General features: G+C 73.1%; 21 protein-coding genes and 1 pseudogene. 11 read left to right on the top strand and 11 right to left on the bottom strand.

Translation table 11 applies throughout. From position 1 onward, the window contains the following. Positions 1–69: 69 nt before the first annotated feature. Both ACZ4Z5_RS27100 and ACZ4Z5_RS27105 read right to left on the bottom strand, forming a co-directional pair. The gene (locus tag ACZ4Z5_RS27100; RefSeq protein ID WP_468267186.1) at positions 70–1,440 is read right to left on the bottom strand and encodes a zf-HC2 domain-containing protein; all 1,371 of its coding nucleotides are present in this window, start codon (positions 1,438–1,440) and stop codon (positions 70–72) included. Further along, positions 1,437–2,012: a sigma-70 family RNA polymerase sigma factor gene (locus ACZ4Z5_RS27105; protein ID WP_468267188.1), complete on the bottom strand. Its 576-nt coding sequence runs from the start codon at positions 2,010–2,012 to the stop codon at positions 1,437–1,439. The genes ACZ4Z5_RS27100 and ACZ4Z5_RS27105 overlap by 4 nt, the downstream gene beginning before the upstream one ends. 188 nt (positions 2,013–2,200) lie before the next feature. Between ACZ4Z5_RS27105 and ACZ4Z5_RS27110 the strand changes: the two genes are divergently transcribed. Next, a complete protein-coding gene (locus ACZ4Z5_RS27110; RefSeq protein ID WP_468267190.1) occupies positions 2,201–2,584 on the top strand; it encodes an STAS domain-containing protein in 384 nt (127 codons plus the stop codon). Positions 2,585–2,698: 114 nt separating this feature from the next. Then, on the top strand, positions 2,699–3,217 hold the full coding sequence (locus ACZ4Z5_RS27115; RefSeq protein ID WP_468267192.1) for an EF-hand domain-containing protein: 519 nt from the start codon (positions 2,699–2,701) through the stop codon (positions 3,215–3,217). Between the two features lie 117 nt (positions 3,218–3,334). Here ACZ4Z5_RS27115 and ACZ4Z5_RS27120 read toward each other — a convergent pair whose 3' ends face one another. Continuing rightward, a complete protein-coding gene (locus ACZ4Z5_RS27120) occupies positions 3,335–4,837 on the bottom strand; it encodes a class I adenylate-forming enzyme family protein (protein ID WP_468267194.1) in 1,503 nt (500 codons plus the stop codon). A gap of 179 nt (positions 4,838–5,016) precedes the next feature. Here ACZ4Z5_RS27120 and ACZ4Z5_RS27125 point away from each other — a divergent pair, with 179 nt between their 5' ends. The 4 genes from ACZ4Z5_RS27125 to ACZ4Z5_RS27140 all read left to right on the top strand — a co-directional run bounded on the left by ACZ4Z5_RS27125 (position 5,017) and on the right by ACZ4Z5_RS27140 (position 9,409). Beyond that, positions 5,017–6,207: an amidohydrolase family protein gene (locus tag ACZ4Z5_RS27125; RefSeq protein WP_468267196.1), complete on the top strand. Its 1,191-nt coding sequence runs from the start codon at positions 5,017–5,019 to the stop codon at positions 6,205–6,207. After that, positions 6,207–7,379: an acyl-CoA dehydrogenase family protein gene (locus ACZ4Z5_RS27130; protein ID WP_468267198.1), complete on the top strand. Its 1,173-nt coding sequence runs from the start codon at positions 6,207–6,209 to the stop codon at positions 7,377–7,379. Before ACZ4Z5_RS27125 ends, ACZ4Z5_RS27130 begins: the two co-directional genes overlap by 1 nt. Before the next feature lie 5 nt (positions 7,380–7,384). Beyond that, complete coding sequence (locus tag ACZ4Z5_RS27135) at positions 7,385–8,539, top strand: acyl-CoA dehydrogenase family protein (RefSeq protein WP_468267270.1); 1,155 nt, start codon at positions 7,385–7,387, stop codon at positions 8,537–8,539. A gap of 390 nt (positions 8,540–8,929) precedes the next feature. After that, on the top strand, positions 8,930–9,409 hold the full coding sequence (locus ACZ4Z5_RS27140) for an ATP-binding protein (protein WP_468267200.1): 480 nt from the start codon (positions 8,930–8,932) through the stop codon (positions 9,407–9,409). A gap of 305 nt (positions 9,410–9,714) precedes the next feature. Here the strand turns inward: ACZ4Z5_RS27140 and ACZ4Z5_RS27145 are convergent, their stop codons facing one another. Beyond that, positions 9,715–10,641, bottom strand: coding sequence for a cyclase family protein (locus ACZ4Z5_RS27145; protein ID WP_468267202.1), 927 nt, complete (start codon positions 10,639–10,641; stop codon positions 9,715–9,717). A gap of 186 nt (positions 10,642–10,827) precedes the next feature. Here ACZ4Z5_RS27145 and ACZ4Z5_RS27150 point away from each other — a divergent pair, with 186 nt between their 5' ends. The 3 genes from ACZ4Z5_RS27150 to ACZ4Z5_RS27160 are packed head-to-tail and all read left to right on the top strand — an operon-like array spanning position 10,828 to position 14,110. Continuing rightward, the gene (locus tag ACZ4Z5_RS27150; protein ID WP_468267204.1) at positions 10,828–11,739 is read left to right on the top strand and encodes an SDR family oxidoreductase; all 912 of its coding nucleotides are present in this window, start codon (positions 10,828–10,830) and stop codon (positions 11,737–11,739) included. A 9-nt stretch (positions 11,740–11,748) separates the two neighbouring features. Then, the gene (locus tag ACZ4Z5_RS27155) at positions 11,749–13,053 is read left to right on the top strand and encodes an acyl-CoA dehydrogenase family protein (protein ID WP_468267207.1); all 1,305 of its coding nucleotides are present in this window, start codon (positions 11,749–11,751) and stop codon (positions 13,051–13,053) included. 7 nt (positions 13,054–13,060) lie between these two features. After that, on the top strand, positions 13,061–14,110 hold the full coding sequence (locus ACZ4Z5_RS27160; protein ID WP_468267209.1) for a Zn-dependent alcohol dehydrogenase: 1,050 nt from the start codon (positions 13,061–13,063) through the stop codon (positions 14,108–14,110). Between the two features lie 114 nt (positions 14,111–14,224). On the opposite strand, the pseudogene ACZ4Z5_RS27165 reads toward ACZ4Z5_RS27160, so the two are convergent. The 6 genes and pseudogenes from ACZ4Z5_RS27165 to ACZ4Z5_RS27190 form a co-directional block, all read right to left on the bottom strand. Further along, a pseudogene (locus ACZ4Z5_RS27165) lies at positions 14,225–14,459 on the bottom strand (helix-turn-helix domain-containing protein); the annotation flags it as partial. Between the two features lie 109 nt (positions 14,460–14,568). Further along, positions 14,569–15,186 (bottom strand): flavin reductase family protein, encoded by a 618-nt coding sequence (locus ACZ4Z5_RS27170; protein WP_468267272.1) that lies wholly within the window; start codon positions 15,184–15,186, stop codon positions 14,569–14,571. Between the two features lie 137 nt (positions 15,187–15,323). Continuing rightward, positions 15,324–16,157 carry an enoyl-CoA hydratase/isomerase family protein gene (locus ACZ4Z5_RS27175; RefSeq protein WP_468267211.1) on the bottom strand — a complete coding sequence of 278 codons (834 nt, stop codon included), beginning with the start codon at positions 16,155–16,157 and terminating at the stop codon, positions 15,324–15,326. Positions 16,158–16,380: 223 nt separating this feature from the next. Beyond that, complete coding sequence (locus tag ACZ4Z5_RS27180) at positions 16,381–18,618, bottom strand: acetate--CoA ligase family protein (protein ID WP_468267213.1); 2,238 nt, start codon at positions 18,616–18,618, stop codon at positions 16,381–16,383. 70 nt (positions 18,619–18,688) lie between these two features. After that, complete coding sequence (locus tag ACZ4Z5_RS27185; protein ID WP_468267215.1) at positions 18,689–18,862, bottom strand: hypothetical protein; 174 nt, start codon at positions 18,860–18,862, stop codon at positions 18,689–18,691. Positions 18,863–18,881: 19 nt separating this feature from the next. Next, positions 18,882–20,090, bottom strand: a complete 1,209-nt coding sequence (locus ACZ4Z5_RS27190) for a flavin-containing monooxygenase (protein WP_468267217.1) — start codon at positions 20,088–20,090, stop codon at positions 18,882–18,884. Positions 20,091–20,494: 404 nt separating this feature from the next. Here ACZ4Z5_RS27190 and ACZ4Z5_RS27195 point away from each other — a divergent pair, with 404 nt between their 5' ends. Continuing rightward, the gene (locus tag ACZ4Z5_RS27195) at positions 20,495–20,947 is read left to right on the top strand and encodes a DoxX family protein (RefSeq protein WP_468267219.1); all 453 of its coding nucleotides are present in this window, start codon (positions 20,495–20,497) and stop codon (positions 20,945–20,947) included. Next, positions 20,944–21,375, top strand: coding sequence for a Zn-ribbon domain-containing OB-fold protein (locus tag ACZ4Z5_RS27200; protein ID WP_468267221.1), 432 nt, complete (start codon positions 20,944–20,946; stop codon positions 21,373–21,375). Before ACZ4Z5_RS27195 ends, ACZ4Z5_RS27200 begins: the two co-directional genes overlap by 4 nt. Before the next feature lie 29 nt (positions 21,376–21,404). Here ACZ4Z5_RS27200 and ACZ4Z5_RS27205 read toward each other — a convergent pair whose 3' ends face one another. Continuing rightward, complete coding sequence (locus ACZ4Z5_RS27205) at positions 21,405–21,941, bottom strand: DUF5949 family protein (RefSeq protein WP_468267274.1); 537 nt, start codon at positions 21,939–21,941, stop codon at positions 21,405–21,407. Between the last annotated feature and the right edge of the window lie 41 nt (positions 21,942–21,982).

Below are 21,982 nucleotides of genomic sequence, written 5' to 3' on the forward strand. Positions count from 1 at the left end.
GTCCGTCGAGGGCGGACCGGTGCGGAGCGGCGGCGGCCTTCACAGCCCGTGGTCTCACAGCCGGCTGCCTCACAGCCGGCTGAGGGAGGCCGCCGCGAAGAGCACGTCGCGGATGGCCTCGCGGTCCCCGTCGTGGCCGACGGCTGCCTCCTCCGGAGGGACGTGGCCCGCCACGATGCGGGAGAACTCGACCCCGTCGAGGGCGACCTGCGCCACCTGGTGGTCGGGCGACCCGACCGCACCCGGGGAGTCCAGGGCGATGTACCAGTCGCCGCCGCCCGCTCCCTCGATCTCCAGCCGCAGCGAACGGCCCGGGGACCCGGCCGCGACCAGCCCACGGGTCGGGCCGGCGAGCCCGGCGCGGCGGCGTGCCGCCAGGACTCCGGGCAGCAGCCGCGCGGCCAGGTCGATCATGCGGTTGAGGTGGGCTCCCACCGGCGGGTCGTACGGATAGTCCACCGCGTCCGCGATGTCGCCCGCATGGATCCAGCACTCGAAGGCGCGCTCCAGCAGGGCGTCGTCGAGGCTCAGCCCGGAGCCGCGCCCGGACCCGCCGTACGACACGGACAGCTCGGCCACGCCGCGGCCGGCGAACGACACCGTGCGGATGAGCGTGTGGCTCTGCTCACGCCAGGGCTCGCGCACCTCCCGGGTCAGCGGCTGCCCGGCGGTGGACCAGTACACGTCCGTGCGCTCGCTGGGCCCGGCGGTCCGGCCGGGAGCGTGCCGGCCGAGCGGATCGGCGAGCCCCAGGGACGTGGCGACGAGGCCGTCGACGGTCATCAGATGGCCGATCACCCCGGCCACCGTGGTCTCCCGGCTCACCGTGCGCTCGCCGTCGAACCACTTGAGGCTGACCGGGGCGTGCCACTCGGACTCGCCGAAGTCGTTGAGCAGCGCGTCCAGCCGGGCGGTCTCCGCGTCGTACGGTGCGGCCCACGCGGGCACCGGGATCCGGGCCGGACGGCGCCCGAGGCAGCCCTCCAGCACCCTGGAGCGCAGCAGCGGGTCGAGATCGAGGTTGCGTTCCATGTGCAGGAGTCCGACCGCGTCCCGCAGCCGCAGGGCCTCGTCGGCGCACGGTGCGCACCCGGTCAGGTGGTTCTCGACGGCCTCGGCCTCCTCGGCGGAGCACGCGGACAGGGCCCAGGCGCCGAGCAACGACTTCAGCACGCCGTGCGACGGCGCTTCGTGCGCCCGGTCCCGGCCGGGCTCCACCGGGGGCGCGATGCGGAGGCGGGGCCGGCCGTCGGGGCCGCACTTCCCCTCGGGGTCCGGCTCGGCCGCGGGTACGGGTTCGGTCGTGGGCACGGGCGTTCCGTCCGGGAGGTCGTCCGCGGCCGGCCGCGGGGCGGGTATGCGGGGCGACCGGTCCGCGGCGGGGCGGTCACGGCCCTCGTCGTCGGGGCCGTCCCGGCCGTGGTCCAGGGGGCCGTTCACAGCGAACGCCCGTATCCGGACGGTCCGTCGCCGACCCGTGTGGTGGCCGTGGACAGCAACTGGAGCCCCAGCCGCAGCCGCCGGCGCGCCTCGTCCTCGGTGACGCCCAGGTCGGCGGCGGTCTGCCGGTAGTCGCGGCGCTGGAAGTAGGCCAGCTCCAGGGCCTGCCGCAGGGGGGCGGGCATGGAGGTGACGATGTAGTCGGCGCGGGCGGCCACCGAGGCCCGCCGCACTTTCTGTTCCACGTCCTCCGCGCCCTCCCCGCCGTGCTCGGCGGAGGCGGCGGCCTCCGCCTGCCGCAGCCGGTGCACGGCCTGCAGCTGGGTGAGCCGGGCCACCCAGGCGCGCATGGAGCCCTTCTTCGGGTCGTAGGCGTCGGGGTTCTCCCAGACGTAGCCGAAGACTTCGCGGGTGACCTGGTCGGCCAGGTCGTCGTCGTCGAGGACGCGGTGGGCGAGACTGTGCACGAGCGAGGCGAAGCGGTCGTACATCTCGCCGAGCGCGGCGGCCTCGCCGCGTGCGAGCCGCTGCTGCATCCTGCGGTCCCAGCGGGGCGGTGCTTCCTTCACCATGCGGCCCCCAACCTGCCCACCCGTGCCACCTCGTACCGGTCCGTCCCCTCGAATGTAGTCCGCACCTCCGTCGCGGCACCTAAGTTTCCGGCAAGTAATGCCCGCGCGGCGGGCCGGGATGGTAGGGGGTTTCGTCCGGCCGGGACTGGGCAACCGCCCGTCCAGAGCTTCGAGGGAGGGCCGGTCCTGTGGCGCTGAACGTGGTGGAGGGTGCCGGGCACGCGGGATGGAGCGTGTTGCGGCTCGTCGGCGAACTGGACCTGGCCACCGCGCCTTCGGTGCGCCGCAGGGTGCACGACCTGGTCGCGACGGGCCGCCGCGACCTCGTCCTGGACCTGACCGGGGTGGTGTTCTGCGACTCCAGCGGTGTCGGGATGCTGGTCGCGGCCCGGCGGCTGCTGCGCTCGTGCGGGGGCAGGCTGCGGCTGGTGCTGCCGCCCGAGGGCGCGCCGGAAGGGGCGCACGTCGACCGGGTGCTGCGGGCGCTGGGCGTGCTGCGGCTCTTCGACATCCGCCGGGACGCCCCGGCGGCGCCGGGCGGGGAGGAGGCCGCGGCGCCGCTCGGCGCCTGAGCACGGCAGGGCTCGGCCCCGGGCCGGCCCTGACCGCGGCACTTGCGCCCCCGTGCTTCGGGTGCCGGAACGAAGTACTCCCCGAAGGGGTGCCGGACGTCGTACAGTCCGCACATGGACAGCGCAGAGTACGAACGGCGGATCTCCCGCCGCTTCGCCACCTTCGACCAGGACGGCAACGGCTGGATCGACCGCCAGGACTTCAACGCCGCGGCGGCCGCCGTACTGGGCGAGTTCGGGGTGACCGCCCGGTCGGACAAGGGACAGGCGCTCTACTCGGGGGCCGAGGCCTTCTGGCAGGGCATGGCGGGCATCGCCGACGTGGACGGCGACCAGCGGGTCACCCGCGACGAGTTCGTTTCCGGCGCGGTGAAGCGGCTGCGCGACCACCCCGGGCGTTTCGTGGAGATCGCCCGGCCGTTCCTGCACGCCGTGATCGCGGTTGCCGACGGTGGTGCGGAGGGGGTCGCCAGGGACAACGTGGAGCGGGTACTGGGGGCACTGGGCGTGGAGTCCGCCATGGCGACGCGGGTCGCGTACGCCCTCGACGCGGACGGGGACGGCCGGGTCACGGAGGACGAGGCACTGACCGCCTTCGCCGCGTACTACGTGACGTCCGAGCCCGACTCCTGAGCTCCGATACCCGAGGGTTCTTCCGCGGCTACGGGTTCTCCCGCGCCTACGGGTTCTCCCCAGCCACGGGATCTCCCGTACCTACGGGATCACTTGCCCCTACGGGTTCCCCCGTACCTACCGGCCGAACCGTTCGCGCAGCTTGTACTTGAGCACCTTGCGGAGGGTGTCGTTGCGGGGAAGGGCGTCCACGACCTCCAGCTGCTCCGGCAGCTTGTGCACGGACAGCCCTTTCCCGCGCAGATGGGCGACGACGTCCTCCAGTGTCAACGGTGAGGCTCCCTCGGGTTGTTCGACGACCACGCACACCCGCTCGCCGCGTACGTCGTCCGGGAGTCCGACGACCGCGGCGTCGCCGACGTCCGGGTGTCCGTGCAGCAGGTCCTCGATCTCCTTGGCGGAGATGTTCTCCCCCTTGCGGATGATGACGTCCTTGAGGCGACCTGTGAGGACGAGATGTCCCGATCCGGTGAGCCTGCCCAGGTCGCCGGTGCGGAAGAAGCCGTCCTCGTCGAACGCCTCGGCGGTCTGCGCCGGGTCCAGGTAGCCGCGGCAGACCGCCTCGCCGCGCAGACGTACCTCGCCGTCCGCGGCTATGCGTATCTCCATGTCCTCGGGCGGGCGGCCCTCGGTGGTGGCCAGCTGTTCGGCGGTGTCGTGCGGCGTTCCCATGGTGATCATCGGGACTTCCGTCATCCCGTAGCCGTGGGCCAGCACGCAGCCCATCTCGCGGACGACGGCGTGGTACAGCTCGGGTGGTTTGGGCGCACCCCCGCCCGCGAGCAGGCGGAGCGTCGGGATGAGCGGCCGCCCGGGCTGCTTGCGCTGTTCGGCCAGGAACATCGCGTAGAAGGCGGTCGAGCCGCCCGCGACGGTCACGCCGTGCCTGCGGTAGCCGTCGAGTGCGCCGGGCAGCGCGAACTGCTCGAAGAGGACCGCCGGGAAGCCGTGGAGCAGCAGCATGACCAGGTAGTCCGGGCCTCCGATGTGGGCGTAGGGGAACGCGATGGAGCCCACGTCGGCGGCGGTGGGTTCCAGGGCCCGGGCGAGGCACGAGCCGCCGGCGATCAGGCTGCGGTCGGTGTGCAGCACGCCCTTGGGGTCGGAGGTCGTGCCGGAGGTCCAGTAGATCCAGCGCACGTCGGTGCCGGAGCCGGGTGGCGGCGGCAGGACGTCCGGGCGGGCGTCGGGCAGTACGTCGTAGGCCTCCAGGATCCGGGGCGCGCCGAGCCGGCGGGCCATGGCCGTGTGGTCGAAGCCGCGCCAGGTGCCGGGCAGCACGAACAGCGAGGCCTTGGACTCGCGCAGGGCGAACCCGGTCTCGCGGTCGCGGTGGAACGGGATGACGGGGGACTGGACGGCGCCGAGCCGGGCCAGGGCGAGGGACAGCAGGACGGTCTCGATACGGGTGGGCAGCTGCCAGGCCACCACGCCGCCGGGCCGTACGCCCTGTTCGTACAGGCCGGCCGCGACCCGCTCGGCGCGGTCGCGCAGCTCGCCGAAGGTGACCACCCGGTCGTCCTGGAGGAGTGCGGGCACGTCCGGGGTGAGTGCGGCGCGGCGGTCGACGAGCTCCCACAGCGTGCGGGACGCTCCCAGGTCGGCGGCGGTGTCGGTCATGCCCGTACCCCCTTCTAGCTGACGGTTAGTCAGATGCATCGCCGAGGGTAGGCCCGACCTCCTTGTCGGTCCAGGGGGGTGCGGCTAGCCTGGAATCTGACGGGGCATCAGATCATTGGAAACGGACAGTCGGCCACGCCGGAGAACGGACGGGCCACGCCGGAGAACCAGGAGGGGTCATGCCGGAGCTGCCTCGGATCGTCAGCGTCGACGACCACGTGATCGAGCCCGCGCACCTCTTCGCGACCTGGCTGCCCGCGAAGTACCGGGACCGGGGGCCGCAGCCGCTCACCGCCGGCATCGGGGAGCTCGCCTACGTCGGCGGCAGGTACCGGATCACCATGGACCCCGACGGGCCACCCGCGGACTGGTGGATCTACGAGGACCTCCAGTTCCCGTACAAGCGGAACATCGCTGCCGTCGGCTTCGACCGCGACCAGATGACCCTGGAGGGCATCACCCGCGCCGAGATGCGCCGCGGCTGCTGGGACCCCGTGGAACGCCTCAAGGACATGGACCTCAACCACGTCGAGGCGTCCCTGTGCTTCCCCACTTTCCCGCGCTTCTGCGGCCAGACCTTCGCCGAGGCCAAGGACAAGGAGATCGCCCTCGCCTGCGTCCGCGCCTACAACGACTGGATGGTCGAGGAGTGGTGCGGCGACAGCGGCGGCCGCCTCATCCCGCTGTGCATCATCCCGCTCTGGGACATCGGCCTGGCCGTCGCCGAGATCCGGCGCAACGCCGCGCGCGGGGTGAAGGCCGTCACCTTCTCCGAGATCCCCACCCACCTCGGGCTGCCGTCGATCCACTCCGGCTACTGGGACCCCTTCTTCGCGGTCTGCGAGGAGACCGGGACGGTCGTCAACATGCACATCGGCTCGTCGTCGCAGATGCCGGCCGCGTCACCGGACGCCCCGCCCGCCGTCCAGGCCTCGCTCAGCTTCAACAACGCCATGGCCTCGATGATGGACTTCCTCTTCAGCGGCGTCCTGGTGCGGTTCCCCCTGCTGAAGCTCGCCTACAGCGAGGGCCAGATGGGCTGGATCCCCTACGCGCTGGAACGCGCCGACGACGTGTGGCGGGAGCACCGGGCCTGGGGCGGGGTCCGCGACCTGATCCCCGAACCCCCCTCCGCCTACTACTACCGGCAGATCTTCTGCTGCTTCTTCCGCGACAAGCACGGCATCGCCTCCCTGGACGTCGTGGGACGCGACAACGCCACCTTCGAGACCGACTACCCGCACGTCGACTCGACCTTCCCGCACACCAGGGAAGTCGCCCTCGACCACGTCCGGGGCCTCGACGACGAGACGATCCACAAGCTGATGCGCGGCAACGCCATCCGGATGCTGGACCTGGACCTCGACTGATGCGGCGGCCATCGGAGGGAGCGCCGTACGAGGAACCGGAGGGAACGCCGTACGAGGAAGGGGACGAGGAGTTCCGGGCCGGGCTGCGCCGGTGGCTGGCGCGCACCCTGCCCAGCCTCCCGCCGAGACCCGATCCGCTCGACTGGCCCGCCCGCCGCGCCTACGACACCGGCTGGCAGCGGACCCTGTACGAGGCCGGATACGGCACGCTGCACTGGGACGCCTCCCCGAGCCGGCACCTCGTCTTCCTGGAGGAGACCGAGCTGGCCGGGGCCCCCTACGTGGGAGCCAACTTCGTCGGACTGCTGCACGCGGGGCCGACCATCGCCGCCGAGGGCACCGAGGAGCAGCGCGCCCGCTGGCTGCCGCCGATCCTGCGCGGCGACGAGGTCTGGTGCCAGGGCTTCAGCGAACCCGGCGCGGGCTCCGACCTCGCCTCCCTGCGCACCCGCGCGGTACGCGACGGCGACCACTACGTCGTCACCGGTTCCAAGGTCTGGACCTCCCACGCGGAGGTCGCCGACTGGTGCGAACTGCTCGTGCGCACCGACCCCGACGCACCGAAGCACCAGGGCATCAGCTGGCTCGCCATGCCCATGGACGCCCCCGGCATCACCGTCCGGCCACAGCGCACCCTCGTGGGCACCGCCGAGTTCGCCGAGGTGTTCCTCGACGAGGTGCGCATACCGGTCGCCAACCGGGTCGGCGACGAGAACGACGGCTGGCGCGTCACCATGGTCACGCTCTCCTTCGAACGCGGCACCGCCTTCGCCGGCGAGATCGTCGCGTGCCGCCGCACCCTGCGCGAACTGGCCCGTACCGCCCGGGAGAGCGGCCGCTGGGACGACCCCGTGCTGCGCCGCCGCCTCGGAAGGCTCCACGCCGAGTTCACCGCCTTGTGGCGGCTCACCGAACGGAACGCGGCGGAGGCCACCCGCACCGGCGGAGTGCCGGGCACCGGCGGGTCCGTCCTCAAGCTGCGCTACTCGCACGCCCGCCAGGATCTGTACGACATGGCGGCCGAGGTGCTGGGTCCCGACTCCCTGGACCTGTCGGAGGACTGGACGCAGCACCGGCTGTCCTCCCTTTCGTACACGATCGCCGCCGGCACCTCGCAGATCCAGCGGAACATCGTCGCCGAGCGCATCCTCGGCCTGCCGAAGGGGCGGTGACCGGCGTGGACTTCCGGATGGACGACGACCGGCGGGCCCTGCGGGCAGGGGTACGGGACCTGTTGGAGGGGCGCTTCGGCAAGGCGGCGCTGCGGGAGGCGGCCGACAGGGAAGGCGCACTCGACCGCGCGCTGTGGCGGGAGCTGGGCGCCGCGGGGTTCTTCTCGCTGCGGCTGCCGGAGGAGGAGGGAGGCGCGGGCCTGGGCCTCCCGGAGGCCGTCATCGTCTTCGAGGAGGCCGGCCGTGTCCTGCTGCCGGGGCCGCTCGTCGCCACGCATCTGGCGGCCGGCGCGGTGAAGGGCGCGGCCGAAGGGGAGAGCGTGGTCACCGCGCGGATCGACGGTGTCCTGGTGCCCCACCTGGCGGACGCCGACGCCGTGCTCACCACGGGGTCTGTGGGCGGGAACCCTGTGGGCGCAGACCCTATGGGCGCGGGGCCCGGGGGCGCGGGGCCCATGGGCGTGGACCCTGTGGGCACGGGCGCTGTGGGTGGGGACCCCGTGGGCGCGGGACCCGTGGGCGCCGACCCCGTGGGCACGGGCGCTGTGGGCGCTGAGCCCGTGGGCGCGGGGCCCGTGGAAGGAGACCACGTGCGGGGGGACCCCGTGGGCGAGGGGGCCGTCGCCACCGGCGACACGATCCGCGCCGTGGAGGCCGGTCCGCTGCGGGCCGGAGCCGAGCCGGTGCGGTCCGTCGACCCCCTCACTCCGCTCCACCGGCTCCCCGCCGCAGGAACGGCTTTCCACGCCCCACGGGAGGCCGTGCTGCTCACCGCCGCCCAGCAGCTCGGCAGCGCCGAGGCGAGCCTCCAGGCCGCCGTCACGTACGCCCGGCAGCGCGAGCAGTTCAGGCGGCCCATCGGCTCGTTCCAGGCGGTCAAGCATCTCTGCGCGGGCATGCTGGTGCGCACCGGGACCGCGCGGGCCGCCGTGTACGCGGCGGCGGTGGACGGCGCGGCTGCCGCCGGGATCGCGGCTGCGAAGCTGCTGGCGGACGATGCGGCGGTGCGGAACGCCGGGGACTGCCTCCAGGTGCACGGCGGAACGGGTTTCACCTGGGAGTCCGATGTGCACCTGCACCTGAAACGGGCATGGCTCCAGGCGCGCTCCTGGCGGACGGCCGCCGACCTGGAGGAGGAACTGGCCCGGGACCTGTGGTGAAACGGTCACCGAACGTGGGCACGGAGTTGTGTCCTATGCGTGACCCGTCACGGGCTGGAGTCGGGGCCTCGCTCCGGTACTCTCCCTGGCGTGCGAGTCGTTCTGAGGCGCGAGCGTCCTGGAGCCGGCCCCGAGGTGGCCCCGGGGCGGCCCGTATGCGCGGCGCGGACCGCACGCAACCGCACCCGGTTTCCTTCTCAGCGCTCCAGTTCGACCGCTCGTGGCGCGCGTCGCACAGTATGCACCACGGGTACTCCTTCGCGCTGGAATATGCCTGAAGCGCTTGTTGCGGTGACTGTACGTCAACCATGCTGTCTCGCAGGGGAATCACGTTCCGTGACCCTGTCGGTGCGCGAGGCGAAGTGTCCGCCGGTTCGGATGGTGTGAGCGGTGCAGGTGCTTCAGGTTCAGTTGGAGGTAGGGCCGGACCCCGCGGAGGTGGGCCGGGCCCGGAGGTGGGCGAGATCGCGTCTCGTCGTGTCGGGCATAGGGCTCGACGAACCACTCGCTGAAACGCTCATCCTGCTGATCTCCGAACTGGTGACCAACGCGGTCGTGCACACCGGCTGCCCCGCGGTACTGCGGATGTGCGCCGGGAAGTCCGCGGGTTCGGTCCGGGTCGAGGTGAGCGACTCCAGCTCCTGCCCCCCGCGGCCGCGGCACGCACAGGGGGACGACACCAACGGGCGCGGTCTGGAGCTGGTCGACGGTCTCGCGGACCGCTGGGGCTGGCTGCCCGAAGGGGCGGGCAAGCGCATCTGGTGCGAGGTCGACCGGGGCGCACCCGCGGCCACGGCGTGTACGTATGCGCCGGGAGCGTATGAGCCCGGGGCTTACGGACCCTCCTGCGCCGTCACAAATCATCGATAAAGGGCAAAGCTCCGACCTGCTGTTGACGGGGTGTACGGGACTGATCACCCTTGAACGAGCGATTCGTTGCGAGGGGACGTCGGGGACCGGTGCCCCGGCGAGTACGGGTCGTGGTCCGGTGCCGGCGGGCCCGGGGAGCGGCCCCGCGCCGGAACCGGGTGGCGGTCGCCGTGCCGTGCTCGGGGCGCGCAGGGCGTTCCGCCACCCGGTGGGTTCGGTTCCCCGGGGCGAGGCCGGATCCGCAATTCCCGGGCGCGGCCCGTCCGGTGACGCGTTACGGGCTGGTGGCCCATGCGGGCGGGTGCCTACAGCACGGCCACCGGGGCGACCGGAGTGCCGGTGCCGCCCACGAACGGCTCGGGCATCGCCGAGAGCAGGAACGCGTACCGCCCCTCCTCGGCACAGGCCTCGGAGAGTTCCTCCAGATTCCAGTTCTGGCCTTGGAGCATCCCCATCTCCACGAGGTCCAGGGCGTGTACGGGAAGCCACAGGTTCTCCAGCTCCGGCGGGAAGATCTCGAAGGTCAGCGTGTCGTTGGCGACCGCGGCCACGTCCCTGGCGTGGAACCACTCCGGTGTACGGACCGAGAAGCCGGGTGACGGGTAGGCGTAGCCGTGCTTGTCGCCCGCCAGATAGACGCGCATCTGCCCGGTGCGTACGAGCACGACGTCCCCCGCGCGGACCCGGACCCCGGCAATCTCCTCGGCCGCTTCCAGATCCTCGGGGGTGACCGCGTGGTCACCCGGCAGGCGGTCCAGGCCCTTCGCGCGGGCGACGTCCAGGAGCACCCCGCGCGAGACGAGGTGGCGCACCTTGTCGATACCGCTGTAGCGGGCACGGGTGTGGGCGGTCACGGTGTCCGCGGGGCGTCCGTTGTAGATCCTCCCGGAGTGGGAGACATGGGGCAGCGCGTCCCAGTGCGTCCCGGCCTGGAGGCCCATGGTGACGATGTCGTCGCTGGTGGCGACGGTTCCCGGGCCGAACAGCTCCTGGTTGATCTGCACCATGGCGTGCAGCGGGTTCACCCGGCCCGGGATCACCCCCGTCTGCACGCCGTCCTGGTGCAGCGGCAGCGCCAGCGGAACGCGACGGCCGCTCCGTACCGTCGCGGCGGCCTCGCGCACCACCGCGCCGCTGATCAGGTTCAGGGTGCCGATCTCGTCGTCGGGGCCCCAGCGGCCCCAGTTGTTGACGCGCTTGGCGATCTCATGGAACTCGGCGGGCAGTGCCATGGGCCCTCCTGGTCCGGTGCTGTGGGTGCTGTCGTCGGTTGGTGCGGCCCGGCGCCGTGTGTCCCTTCCGCGGCGGGTCCCTGGGGGCGGGGCTTCGAGGCCGCGGATGCTGCGGGTCTTGTGCTCTTGCTCCCGACGGGCCATAAAATCTAACGGTCCGTCAGAAACTGCGGGAGGGGTCGGAACGTGGGGAACTTCTTGGCAGGCAAGGTCGTCGCCGTCACCGGCGCCGGACGCGGTATCGGCCGGGCCGTCGCCCTCGCGTGCGCCACCGAGGGCGCGAAAGTGGTCGTCAACGACTACGGCGTCTCGATCGCGGGCTCCGAACCGGCCTCCGAGGTCGCCGCCTCCGTCGTGGAGGAGATCGCCGCCGCGGGTGGCGAGGCCGTCGCGGTCGCCGACGACATCTCCACCATGGCCGGCGGGCAGCGCGTCGTGGACACCGCCCTGACCCGCTTCGGACGGGTCGACGGGGTGGTCTGCACGGCCGGCATCCTGCGCGAGCGCATGCTGTTCAACATGTCCGAGGAGGAGTGGGACCCCGTTGTCGCCACCCATCTGAAGGGCACGTTCACGGTCTTCCGCGCCGCCTCCGCCGTCATGCGGAAGCAGGGCTGCGGCACGCTGGTCGGATTCACCAGCGGCAACCACCAGGGCTCCGTCGCCCAGGCCAACTACTCCGCTGCGAAGGGCGGGATCATCTCGCTGGTCCGCAGCGCGGCCCTCGGCCTGCACAAATACGGCGTCACCGCCAACGCGGTCGCGCCGGTGGCCCGTACCCGTATGTCCGCGAACGTCCCCATGGAGCTCAAGGAGATCGGCGAGCCGGAGGACGTGGCCGCGCTCGTCGTCTATCTGCTCTCCGACCGGGCGAAGGCCCAGAACGTCACCGGCCAGGTCTATACGATCGCCGGCCCCAAGATCGCGGTCTGGGCCCAGCCCAGGGAGCTGCGCGCGGCCTACGCCGACGGCGCCTGGACCCCGGAGAAGATCGCCGACTTCCTGCCGGGCACGGTCGGCACCGATCCCATGCCGCTGCTGACGCAGCTCGACGAGATGGCCAGGGCGGCGGCCGCAGGCCGGCGCCCCAACGCCTAGGCGGCCGCCGTGGACTTCGCGTTCGGACCGGAGGACGAGGCCTTCCGCGCCGAGGCCCGTGCCTGGCTCACCGCGCACCTCGCCGGGGACGCCGCCCGGGACAGCCGCGCCTGGGAGCGCGAACTCGGCGCGGACGGCTGGATCGGGCTCGGCTGGGAGACGGCGGGCGGCCAGGGCGGGGCGGGCGGACGGCAGGCGGCGGGCGGTCAGGACGAAGCCGGCAGCCGGCGGGCGGCGCGCGTTCAGGACAAGGCTGGTCGGGGAGGGGCCGGTCACGACGCGGCCGGTGACCGGGACACGGCCGGTGGCCCGTACGGCACGGAGCGGGGCGTTTACGGCAACCGCCGGGCGAGCCTCACCCAACAGGTCGTCTGGGCGGAGGAGTACGCCCGGGCCGGCGCCCCCGCCCGGATCGGCCACATCGGCGAGAACCTCCTCGCCCCCACCCTCCTCGCCTACGGCACCGAGGCCCAGTGCCGCCGCCATCTGCCGCCCGTCGCACGGGGCGAGGAGCTGTGGTGCCAGGGCTACTCGGAGCCCGGGGCCGGCTCCGACCTGGCGTCCGTCCGTACCGCCGCCGTGCGGGACGGCACCCGGTACCGCGTCACCGGACAGAAGATCTGGACCTCCCTCGCCCGGGTCGCCGACTGGTGCTTCGTCCTCGCCCGGACCGAGCCCGGCTCGCGACGGCACACCGGCCTGTCGTTCCTGCTGGTCCCCATGGACCAGCCCGGCAGGATCGACGTACGGCCCATCCGCCAGATGACCGGCGACGCGGAGTTCAACGAGGTGTTCTTCGACGGCGCCGAGGCGGTCGACGTCGTCGGCGGCGAGGGCAACGGCTGGCAGGTCGCCATGGGCCTGCTCGCACTGGAACGCGGGGTGTCCACCCTGGTCCAGCAGATCGGATTCGCCGAGGAACTGCGCACGGTGGTGCGGGACGCCGTCACGACGGGCGCCGCCCGGGACCCGGTGATCCGCGACCGGCTGGTACGCCAGTGGGCCGAACTGAGCACCATGCGCTGGAACGCGCTGTGCACCCTGGGCCGTACGGACGACCCGGGTGCGCCCAGCGTCGCCAAACTCCTCTGGGGCGGCTGGCACCGGCGGCTCGGCGAACTCGCCGTCCTCGTCCGGGGCGCCGCGGCGGCCACCGGTCCGGAGGACTGGTCGCCCGACCGGCCGTACGAACTCGACGCGGCGCAGCGGCTGTTCCTGTTCAGCAGGGCCGACACGATCTACGGCGGCTCCGACGAGATCCAGCGGGACATCATCGCCGAGCGGGTGCTCGGCCTACCGAGGGAGCGCAGGTGAGCGCGCGATGAGAGGTGTCGTCTTCGACGGCAAGGAGCCCCGGGTGGTAGACGACCTGGAGGTCCGCGACCCCGGGCCGGGGGAGGTGCTGGTGGCGGTCGCCGCGGCAGGGCTGTGCCACAGCGATCTGTCGGTGGTGGACGGCACCATTCCCTTCCCGGTGCCGGTGGTCCTCGGCCATGAGGGAGCGGGCGTCGTCGAGGCGGTCGGCCCGGGGGTGACCCATGTCGGGCCCGGAGACCAGGTGGCCCTGTCCACCCTCGCCAACTGCGGCGCCTGCGCCGACTGCGACCGGGGCCGGCCCACCATGTGCCGCAGCGCCATGGGCCGTCCGGGCCGTCCGTTCTCCCGCGGCGGTGAACCGCTCTTCCAGTTCGCCTCCAACTCCGCGTTCGCCGAGCGGACCGTCGTCAGGGCGGTGCAGGCGGTGCGGATCCCCGCCGAGGTGCCGTTGACCTCCGCCGCCCTGATCGGCTGCGGTGTGCTGACCGGCGTCGGCGCCGTGCTCAACCGCGCCAGGGTGGACCGCGGGGACACCGTCGTGGTCATCGGGACCGGCGGCATCGGCCTCAACGTCCTCCAGGCGGCCCGCATCGCCGGCGCTCTCACGATCGTCGCCGTCGACATCAACCCGGCGAAGGGGCCGATGGCCCGGCAGTTCGGCGCGACCCACTTCGTGGCCTCGGCCGACGAGGTCCGCGGCATCCTCCCGAGGGGCGCCGACCACGTCTTCGAATGCGTCGGCAGGACCGCACTCGTCCGCCAGGCCGTCGACCTGCTCGACCGCCACGGGCAGGCCGTGCTCCTCGGTGTGCCCCCGGCGGACGCCGAGGCGTCGTTCCTCGTCTCGTCGATGTACCTCGACAAGTCCATCCTCGGCTGCCGCTACGGCTCGTCCCGTCCGCAGCGGGACATCGCGCTCTACGCGTCGCTGTACCGGCAGGGGCGGCTCCTGCTCGACGAACTGGTGACCCGCACCTATCCCGTCGAGGACTTCGCGCGCGCGGCCGCCGACGCGGAGGCGGGCCGGGTGGCCCGCGCGGTCCTCACCTTCTGAACGTCCGTTCCCGAGCACCGGCGCCCCGCGAGTCCGGAGGCCTTCCCGCGCTGCCTCCCCGCGAGCCCGGACCCTCCCCGTGCGCGGGTCCCCGTGCTCAGGCGTTCCCACGTCTCACGCACGCGGGGTGGCGAACGTGCGGCGGTGGACCGAGGGGGGAGGCGCCCGGCGCTGCCTGGAGGTGCTGCCGCAGCGACGTCGCCGTACCGCGGCCGGCGCCCGGCGTGACCTGGTCCACCGAGAGGTCCGTGGATTCGAGGAGGTGACGCGCGCGTTCGATCCGCCGCAGGGTGAGCCACTGCCCGGGGCTCATCCCGACCTCCTCGCGGAACCGGCGGGTGAACTCCCGGCCGGGCGTGGGTGAGCACACGGGCCGGCGCCGGTGTCAGGGGGCCCTCGTCATCCGCCGCGGCCGGACGCCGGGCCCGCTGCAGGCCTGACGGGCCGCCGCGGCCGCGTCAGCCGTCGAGCCGGCCGAACCTGCCCCGGTGGAAGAGCAGGGGTGCGCAGTCGTCGGCCTCCGCGCCGAGCGCCTCCACCCGGCCGACGACGATGAGGTGGTCGCCGCCGGTGTGCACGGCGTGGATCCGGCAGTCGATCCAGGCCGATACGCCGTCCAGCCGGGGGGACCCGGTCGCCGGCGCCGGGCCGTACGGCACGCCGGCGAACTTGTCGCCGCCGCTCACCGCGAAGCCCAGGCACAACTCGCTCTGGTCGGCGCCCAGGACGTTCACGCAGAAGGCGCCGGCCCGGGCGATGCGCGGCCAGGTCGCGGAGGTGCGCGCGACCATGAAGACGACCAGCGGCGGGGCGAGCGACAGGGACGCGAACGACTGGCAGGCGAAGCCGGCCGGCCCGTCCTCGTCGTGCGCGGTGACGACCGTGACTCCGCTCGCGAAGTGGCCGAGCACCGAGCGGAACTCCACCGGGTCGAGCGGAGCCCGCTCGTCGTCCCGGACGGCCCGCAGCCCGGGGCGCGGCCGGTGCGCCCGTTCCTCGGAGGGGTACGGCGGAGCCGTCGGGGCCGCAGTGCCGGCGCCGACGGACCTGAGGTACCGGACGGCGGTGGCGGCCATCCCTGCGTGTCCCATCACATCCCCCATTGAAACTGACGTTTCGTCAGATAGGAAGGGGCGGGACGTCGGCGACCGGCCACGCCGCTACCGGCCGGGACGCGTGCGTCATGCCCGGCGCGCGCGGCCGCCGGCCGCGGCTACCGCCCCAGGAACTCCGGTGGCCGCCGTTCCACGAACGCCGCCACGCCCTCGTTCGCGTCGTGCGTCGTCATGTTGATCTCCTGCGCGGCCGCCTCCGCCGCGAAGGCGGTCGCGCGGTCGCTGTCGAGGGAGGCGTTCACCAGTTGCTTGGTGAGGGCGAGGGCGCGGGTGGGTCCCTGGGCGAGGCGTTCGGCCCAGGCGCGGGCGGTCCTGGGGAGGTCGGCGTCGGGGACGACCCGGTTGACCAGACCCATGCGTTCCGCGTCGGCCGCCGGCAGCGCGTCGCCGAGGAACATCAGCTCCTTCGCGCGCTGCGGGCCGACCAGCCTCGGCAGCAGATACGCACCGCCCCCGTCCGCCACCAGCCCGCGCCGTACGAAGACCTCGATGAACCGCGCCGATTCGGCGGCGAGGACGAGGTCGCAGGCGAACGCCAGGTGGGCGCCGATCCCGGCGGCCGTGCCGTTCACCGCGGCGACCACCGGCTTCTCGCAGTCCATTACGGCGGCGACGAGCCGCTGCGCGCCCAGCCGGATCGTCCGGGCGACGTCACCGGGGACGCGCTCGCCCGCGGCCGGACCACCCCGCAGGTCGGCCCCGGCGCAGAAACCCCGGCCGGTGGCGGTGAGGACGACCGCATGGACGGCCGGATCCGCGGAGGCCGCGCCCAGCAGCGCGATGATCCGTTCCCGCTGGCCGGGGGTGATCGCGTTCATCGCCTCCGGGCGGTTCAGCGTGATCCACGAGACCCCGTTGTCAGTGGCCTGCTGTACCAATGACTCGACGGACTCGACCGGCTCGATGGCGGCTTCACGGGGGGAGCGTGTCATGGGAGGTGCACCTTTCCGGTCGAGGACTCCGGGCGTGCGGGGCCCGGGGACGGGGGGTTCGGCCCGGGACCCACGGGGGTGGCTCCGGGACCGGCCCCCAGGCCCCGGGTCCCGCACGCCCGGGACCACCACATCCGGCGCGCACCGCCGTATGGTCCGGCGGCACGCACATGTCACGCAGGTACGCGCGGGGCACGCAGGCGCATGCCTCACCGGGTACGCCTCAGCGGCACACGGCGAGTGCGTCCAGGGCCACCGCGCCCTGTCCGCGCGGCAGGACCATCAGCGGGTTGATGTCCAGCTCGGCCAGGTCGTCGCCCAGCTCCAGCGCCATGCGCTGGACCCGCAGCACGACCTCCACGAACGCGTCGACGTCCTTGGGCGGCGCGCCCCGCACCCCGTCCAGCAGGGCCCGGCCGCGCAGTTCGCCGAGCATCGACCGGGCCTGGTCCTCGCCGAACGGCGGCACCCGGACCGCGGAGTCCCGCAGCACCTCGACGAGCACGCCGCCGAGCCCCACGGTCACGGTCGGGCCGAAGAGCGAGTCGTGCGTGACGCCGACGACCATCTCGACACCCGGCTCCACCATCTGACAGACGAGGACACCGTCCAGATCGACGCCCTCATAACGGGCGATGTCGGTCAGCTCGCGGTACCCGTCCCGGACCTGGCTCGCGGACGTCAGGCCGAGCCTGACCAGCCCCAGTTCCGTCTTGTGCGCGAGCTGCGCGCCGGATGCCTTCATGACGACCGGATAGCCGACCTGGGCGGCCGCCCGGACCGCGCCTGCCGCACTCGTCACCAGCTGCTCGCGCGGTACGCGGATGCCGTACGCCCGCAGCAGCTGCTTCGCCGCGTGCTCGCTCAGGTGGCAGCCGGGACGCATCAGCGCCTGCGCCTTGCGGTACGAAGGGGAGGGCGTCCGCGGGGCCTCGTCGAACGGCGAGCGGTACGCCCGGGTGAACCGGTGGTGGTCCAGCCACGCCTTGACGGCCGTGATGCAGTTGCCGAACGTACGGAAGGTCGCCACGCGCGACGAGCCGAGGAGGGTCGTGCGGTACGCCTCCTCCGTGCCCACCGGCGAACCCCACACCACGCACACCAGCTTGTCCGTGGCCTCCGCCGCGTCCACCAGGTCCCGGGCGAGCCGGTCGCTCATCGGCGGGAACGGACCGGTGATCGGGCAGATCAGCACGCCCACCGCCGGGTCGGCGAGGATCGAGTCGATGATCTTCCGGCCGCGCCAGTCGCCCACCGGGTGGCCGCCGTTGTCGACGGGATTCGCGACGTTCAGGTAGCCGGGGATCCACTGGTGGAGTTCGTCCTGCCGGGCCGCCGGCAGCCGCGGCAGTGACAGGCCCGCGGCCGTCGCCAGATCGGCGAAGTGCGCGCCCGTACCGCCGGAGATCGAATAGACCACCACTCCGTCGGCCCGTGGTGCACGGGCGCGCGCCAGCAGCGCCGAGGTGTCCTGGAGTTCGTCGAGCCCGTCGACGCGTATCACGCCGAACTGCCGCATCGCCGCGTCCACGACCTGGTCCGCACCGGTCAGCTTGCCGGTGTGCGACGCGGCCGTCCGGGCTCCGGTCTCCGTGCGCCCCACCTTGACCGTCACCACCGGCACGCCCGCCCGGGCGGCCCGGTCGGCGGCGAGCAGGAAGGTGCGGCCGTCCTTGAGCCCTTCCACGTAGCAGGCGATGGCGCCCACCTCGGGCCGTCCGGCGAAGTAGGAGATGAAGTCGGCGGTCTCCAGATCGGCTTCGTTGCCGGTCGGCGCCCAGTGGGACAGTCGGATGCCCAGCTCCTGGAGGGCGAACAGCGGGCGGCCCTGGTGGCCGGACTGGGTGATCAGGGCGATCGCCGGCCCGTCCAGGTCCTCGCGGAACCTCTCGAAGGCGTTGAGGTTGGTGTTCGGGCCGAGCAGCCGCAGCCCCGACCGTTCCACCGCGGCGGCCAGACGGTGCTGTGCGACGGCGCCGTCGGTGCCCGTCTCGGCGAAGCCGGACGCGAAGGCGACGGCGAACTTCACCTTGGCCGCGGCCAGTTCCTCGATCACCGGCAGCGGATCGGCGACCAGCAGCACGGCGAGGTCGACCTGTTCGGGCAGCTCCGCCACGGAAGGGAAGCAGGGCCGTCCGAACACGGTGTGCCGCGTCGGGTGGACCGGGTGCAGCCGTGCGCCGACCCGCTCGGCCCAGGCGACCAGCTGGCGGGTGATCCCCGTGTTGGGTCTGCCCTCGGCGTCGGACGCGCCCACGACCGCCATGGACTCGGGCCGGAAGAACCGGTCCAGGTCGGGCACCGCCGCGTACAGGGGCCGTCCGCTGACGTCCCGGTCGCCGGAGTCGCGGTCGCCCCGCGCGCCGGCCGTCTCGTGCACGGCGACGCGGGGCTGTTCCCCGCAGGCCACCACGCGGGCCCGGAAGTCGGTGGTGAGGGTGCCGTGAGTGGATCCAAGCATCGCTCCGCCGTTCCTGTGGGTACGCGGACACGTAACTGACGCATAGTCAGATTACTGATCTGACGCCCTGTCAGGAACACCCCTGCGCGGACAAAGCCGCCTCGCGGCCACCGGGGAACGAGCCGCGGCTGCGGGCCACGGGGCTGCTGCGCCGCGGTCTTGTACCGCCGTAGCCGTAGCCGTAGCCGTAGCCGTAGCCGTCACTCGTACTGCCGTCGCCGCCGACTCGTATCGCCGTCGCCACCCTGACCCCCCGCGGTGCGTCAGGACAGGGCCGCGACCCTCTTCGCTATCCGCTCGGCGTCCAGCCGGAGCTCCCGCAGTATCCCGCTGACCGGATTCGCGAACCCCGTGAAGTACATACCGGGCGCGCCCGGCGCGCAATGCCTTCCTCGGACAAGCGGCCGGCCGTGGCCGTCGAGGACGCCGAGCGGGCCGAGCAGCGGCTCCAGCCCCGGGCGGTAGCCGGTCGCCGCGATGACCGAGTCCACCGCGATCCTGGTGCCGTCGGCCAGGACGACCTTGCCGTCGTCGCCTCCGTGGCCCTCGAAGGACTCGACCGCGGCCACCGGTTCGATCCGGCCCGCCCGCACGGCGTCGGCCAGGCCCACGGCCGCCACCGGGACGGCGCCCGCGCGGGCCCGGGTGTACCGGCCGGTCCGGGGGCGCGGCAGGCCGTGCGATGCCAGGTCGGGCGTGGTCACCCGGCTGAGGAGGGAGGATGTCGCGTCGGCGGTCCACAGCGGCATCCGCCGCGCGACGACCGCGTTGGCCTGGGCCGGCCAGCCGGCCGTCGAGCGGCGCACGATGTGCGGAACGCCGCGGACCGCGAGCCGCACCCGCGCGGCGCCCGCGGCGGCGAGCTCGACGGCTATCTCGGCGCCGGAGTTGCCCGCGCCGACGACGAGCACGTCGAGGCCCGCGAAGCGGGCGGCGTCGCGGTACTCGGCGGAGTGCAGCAGCTCCCGCCCGTAGCTCTCGACGCCCGGCCAGTCCGGCAGGTGGGGGACGCGGTGGTGTCCGGTCGCGACGACCACCGCTCGTGCAGCCAGCATCCGCCCGCCCGTCGCGTGCAGCAGCCACCGTGCGCCGGCCGTGAGGTCGCGGGGGTCGTCGGTTCCGGTCTCCGTCTCCGTCGCCCGCTCGATCCCGGTGACCTCCACCCCCGTGACGACGTCGAGGTCGTGGTGATCTGCGTAGGCCTCCAGATAGCGGACCAGATCGTCGCGGGCGACCCATCGTCCGTACCGCCGGGGTATGGCGAGCCCCGGCAGCGCCGACATCCGCCGGGTCGTGTGCAGTCGCAGCCCGTCGTGGTGCCCGCGCCAGGAGGAGCCGACCTGGTCCGACTTCTCCAGGACGACGGTCCGTACGCCCTGTTCGCGCAGTGCGGCGGCCACGGCGAGACCGCCGGGACCGGCGCCAATGACATAGACGGGGGCGACGGGGGCAGTGCGGGCGAATTCGGTCACGAGGGCTGAGCGTAACGGCGTGATGAATTGATGGGTCTCGGTCAAGAGGTGGTTCGGTTGCGAATCGGTTACGGGTGTGTGCGCCGTGTGGGTGCCGTGTGCGCCCTTGCGCCCCTCCGGCCGGCGCCGGTCCGGCCGCTCCGCCGGCACGCTCCGGCGCGGCCCGCTCCGACTGGCCTGTCCCCGTCTGTTCTGCGCGGTGCCGCCTGTTGGGCATGGGCTGTCCGCTCGGCTCGGTCCGCCGGTCCGCCGGTTCGGCTCGGCCCCGCCCGCCCGTTCGGTCCGGCCTGTCCGTTCGGCTCGGTCCGGCCCGGTGGCCGTGCACGCCTCTTGCGCCCCTCCGGCCCGGTCCGGTTTAACTGACGTATCGTCAGATTGGATGTTCGGGAGGGGATGGGGTCCGGATGGAGACGATCTGGCTCACCGGCGCCGAATGGCTCGCCGTCCTGCGCATCGGCCTCGGCCTGTGGTGGCTGGAGAGCTGGCGCCACAAGGACAGGAAGGGGTGGTTCGAACGCGGGACCGGCATCGCGTGGGCCGCCGACGTCGCCGCGCGGCACCGCTGGTCGGCCGTGGACCGCGGTTTCCGCGCCGTCGTCGCCCCGCGTCCGAGGCTCATGGCCTACGTCGTCGTCTACGCCGAACTCGCCCTGGGCCTCGGCCTGATCGCCGGACTCCTCACCCCGGTCGCCCTTGTCGGAGGGCTGGTCCTCAATCTGCTCTACCTCGTCCTGATGATCCACGACTGGGCCGAGCAGGGGCAGAACTCGATGATGGCGCTCATCTCGCTGGTGGCACTCTTCGCCATGTCCTGGCAGACCTGGTCCCTCGACAGCGCGATCGGACTCTTCACATGACTTCCGAAGCCCCCGCACCCCGCTTCGACCTGCCGGAACCCGACGCCTTCACCCGGCCCTACTGGGACGCCGCGGCCGAGGGCCGGCTGCTCCTCCGCCGGTGTGCCGCCTGCACCAGGCCGCACCACTACCCGCGCGAGTTCTGCCCCTTCTGCTGGAGCGACGACGTCCACTGGGAGCAGGCGAGCGGCCGCGCGGCCCTCCACACCTGGTCCGTGGTCCACCGCAACGACCTGCCGCCGTTCGGGTCCCGGGTCCCCTACGTCGCCGCGATCGCCGACCTCGCGGAGGGGCCGCGGATGATGACCGAGGTCGTCGACTGCCCGGAGTCGTCGCTGCGCATCGGCATGCCCCTGGAGGTGGTGTTCCGCACCGCACCCGGCGGCCCCGCGGTCCCGGCCTTCCGGCCCGCCCCGCCGTCCGTCTGAGCCGCCGGGCGAACCGGGCCGGGTGTCCGTCAGCCCAGGCCGCGGACGGGCACCATGACGTGCGCGGCCTCGCCCAGCACCTGCTCGTCGCCGACGAACGCGCGCAGGGTGTCCGCGTCGACCGGGTTGCCGGGCGCGGCCTCCGGCCACGGCCGGGTGGCGAACATGAAATACGCCCGGCCGTGCCGGCGGGAGGCGTCCACCCACTCCTCCGGGACCGGGCACCGGACGTGCAGACGGCCTACCGCCAGCACCGCCTGGCCGTCCTCGACCAGCAGCTCCACGGGTGGTCCGGGGCTCTCGGTGACATCGGTGACCGCGTCGCCGACCGGCAGACCGGTCTGCTCCAGGAACCGCCGGACGGCCGTGGCGCAGGCCTCGGGGCCGTCGGGGCCGTCGCCCAGCGAGTACGCGATCAGGAAGGGCAGGTGGTCGCCCTCGCCGTCGGGGGCGCCGGTCCAGGCGAGCACGGTGATGGTGCCGAGCTGTTCCCGGCCGGTTCCGGGTGTGGTGGCGGAAGTGGACGTTATGGCTCGGCACCCTAGCGGTCCGAATAGGACAGCAATGTGCCGGTATCACCTGGTTGGGTGAAGCCTGTCGGGTTGGA

The organism is Streptomyces sp. NPDC030222 (assembly GCF_055573115.1).

Coding starts and splice junctions, on each gene's coding strand:
- ACZ4Z5_RS27105 (WP_468267188.1), bottom strand. CDS start 2,012: ATGGTGAAGGAAGCACCGCCCCGCTGGGACCGCAGGATGCAGCAGCGG.
- ACZ4Z5_RS27115 (WP_468267192.1), top strand. CDS start 2,699: ATGGACAGCGCAGAGTACGAACGGCGGATCTCCCGCCGCTTCGCCACC.
- ACZ4Z5_RS27120 (WP_468267194.1), bottom strand. CDS start 4,837: ATGACCGACACCGCCGCCGACCTGGGAGCGTCCCGCACGCTGTGGGAG.
- ACZ4Z5_RS27125 (WP_468267196.1), top strand. CDS start 5,017: ATGCCGGAGCTGCCTCGGATCGTCAGCGTCGACGACCACGTGATCGAG.
- ACZ4Z5_RS27130 (WP_468267198.1), top strand. CDS start 6,207: ATGCGGCGGCCATCGGAGGGAGCGCCGTACGAGGAACCGGAGGGAACG.
- ACZ4Z5_RS27145 (WP_468267202.1), bottom strand. CDS start 10,641: ATGGCACTGCCCGCCGAGTTCCATGAGATCGCCAAGCGCGTCAACAAC.
- ACZ4Z5_RS27160 (WP_468267209.1), top strand. CDS start 13,061: ATGAGAGGTGTCGTCTTCGACGGCAAGGAGCCCCGGGTGGTAGACGAC.
- ACZ4Z5_RS27170 (WP_468267272.1), bottom strand. CDS start 15,186: ATGGCCGCCACCGCCGTCCGGTACCTCAGGTCCGTCGGCGCCGGCACT.
- ACZ4Z5_RS27175 (WP_468267211.1), bottom strand. CDS start 16,157: ATGACACGCTCCCCCCGTGAAGCCGCCATCGAGCCGGTCGAGTCCGTC.
- ACZ4Z5_RS27180 (WP_468267213.1), bottom strand. CDS start 18,618: ATGCTTGGATCCACTCACGGCACCCTCACCACCGACTTCCGGGCCCGC.
- ACZ4Z5_RS27195 (WP_468267219.1), top strand. CDS start 20,495: ATGGAGACGATCTGGCTCACCGGCGCCGAATGGCTCGCCGTCCTGCGC.
- ACZ4Z5_RS27200 (WP_468267221.1), top strand. CDS start 20,944: ATGACTTCCGAAGCCCCCGCACCCCGCTTCGACCTGCCGGAACCCGAC.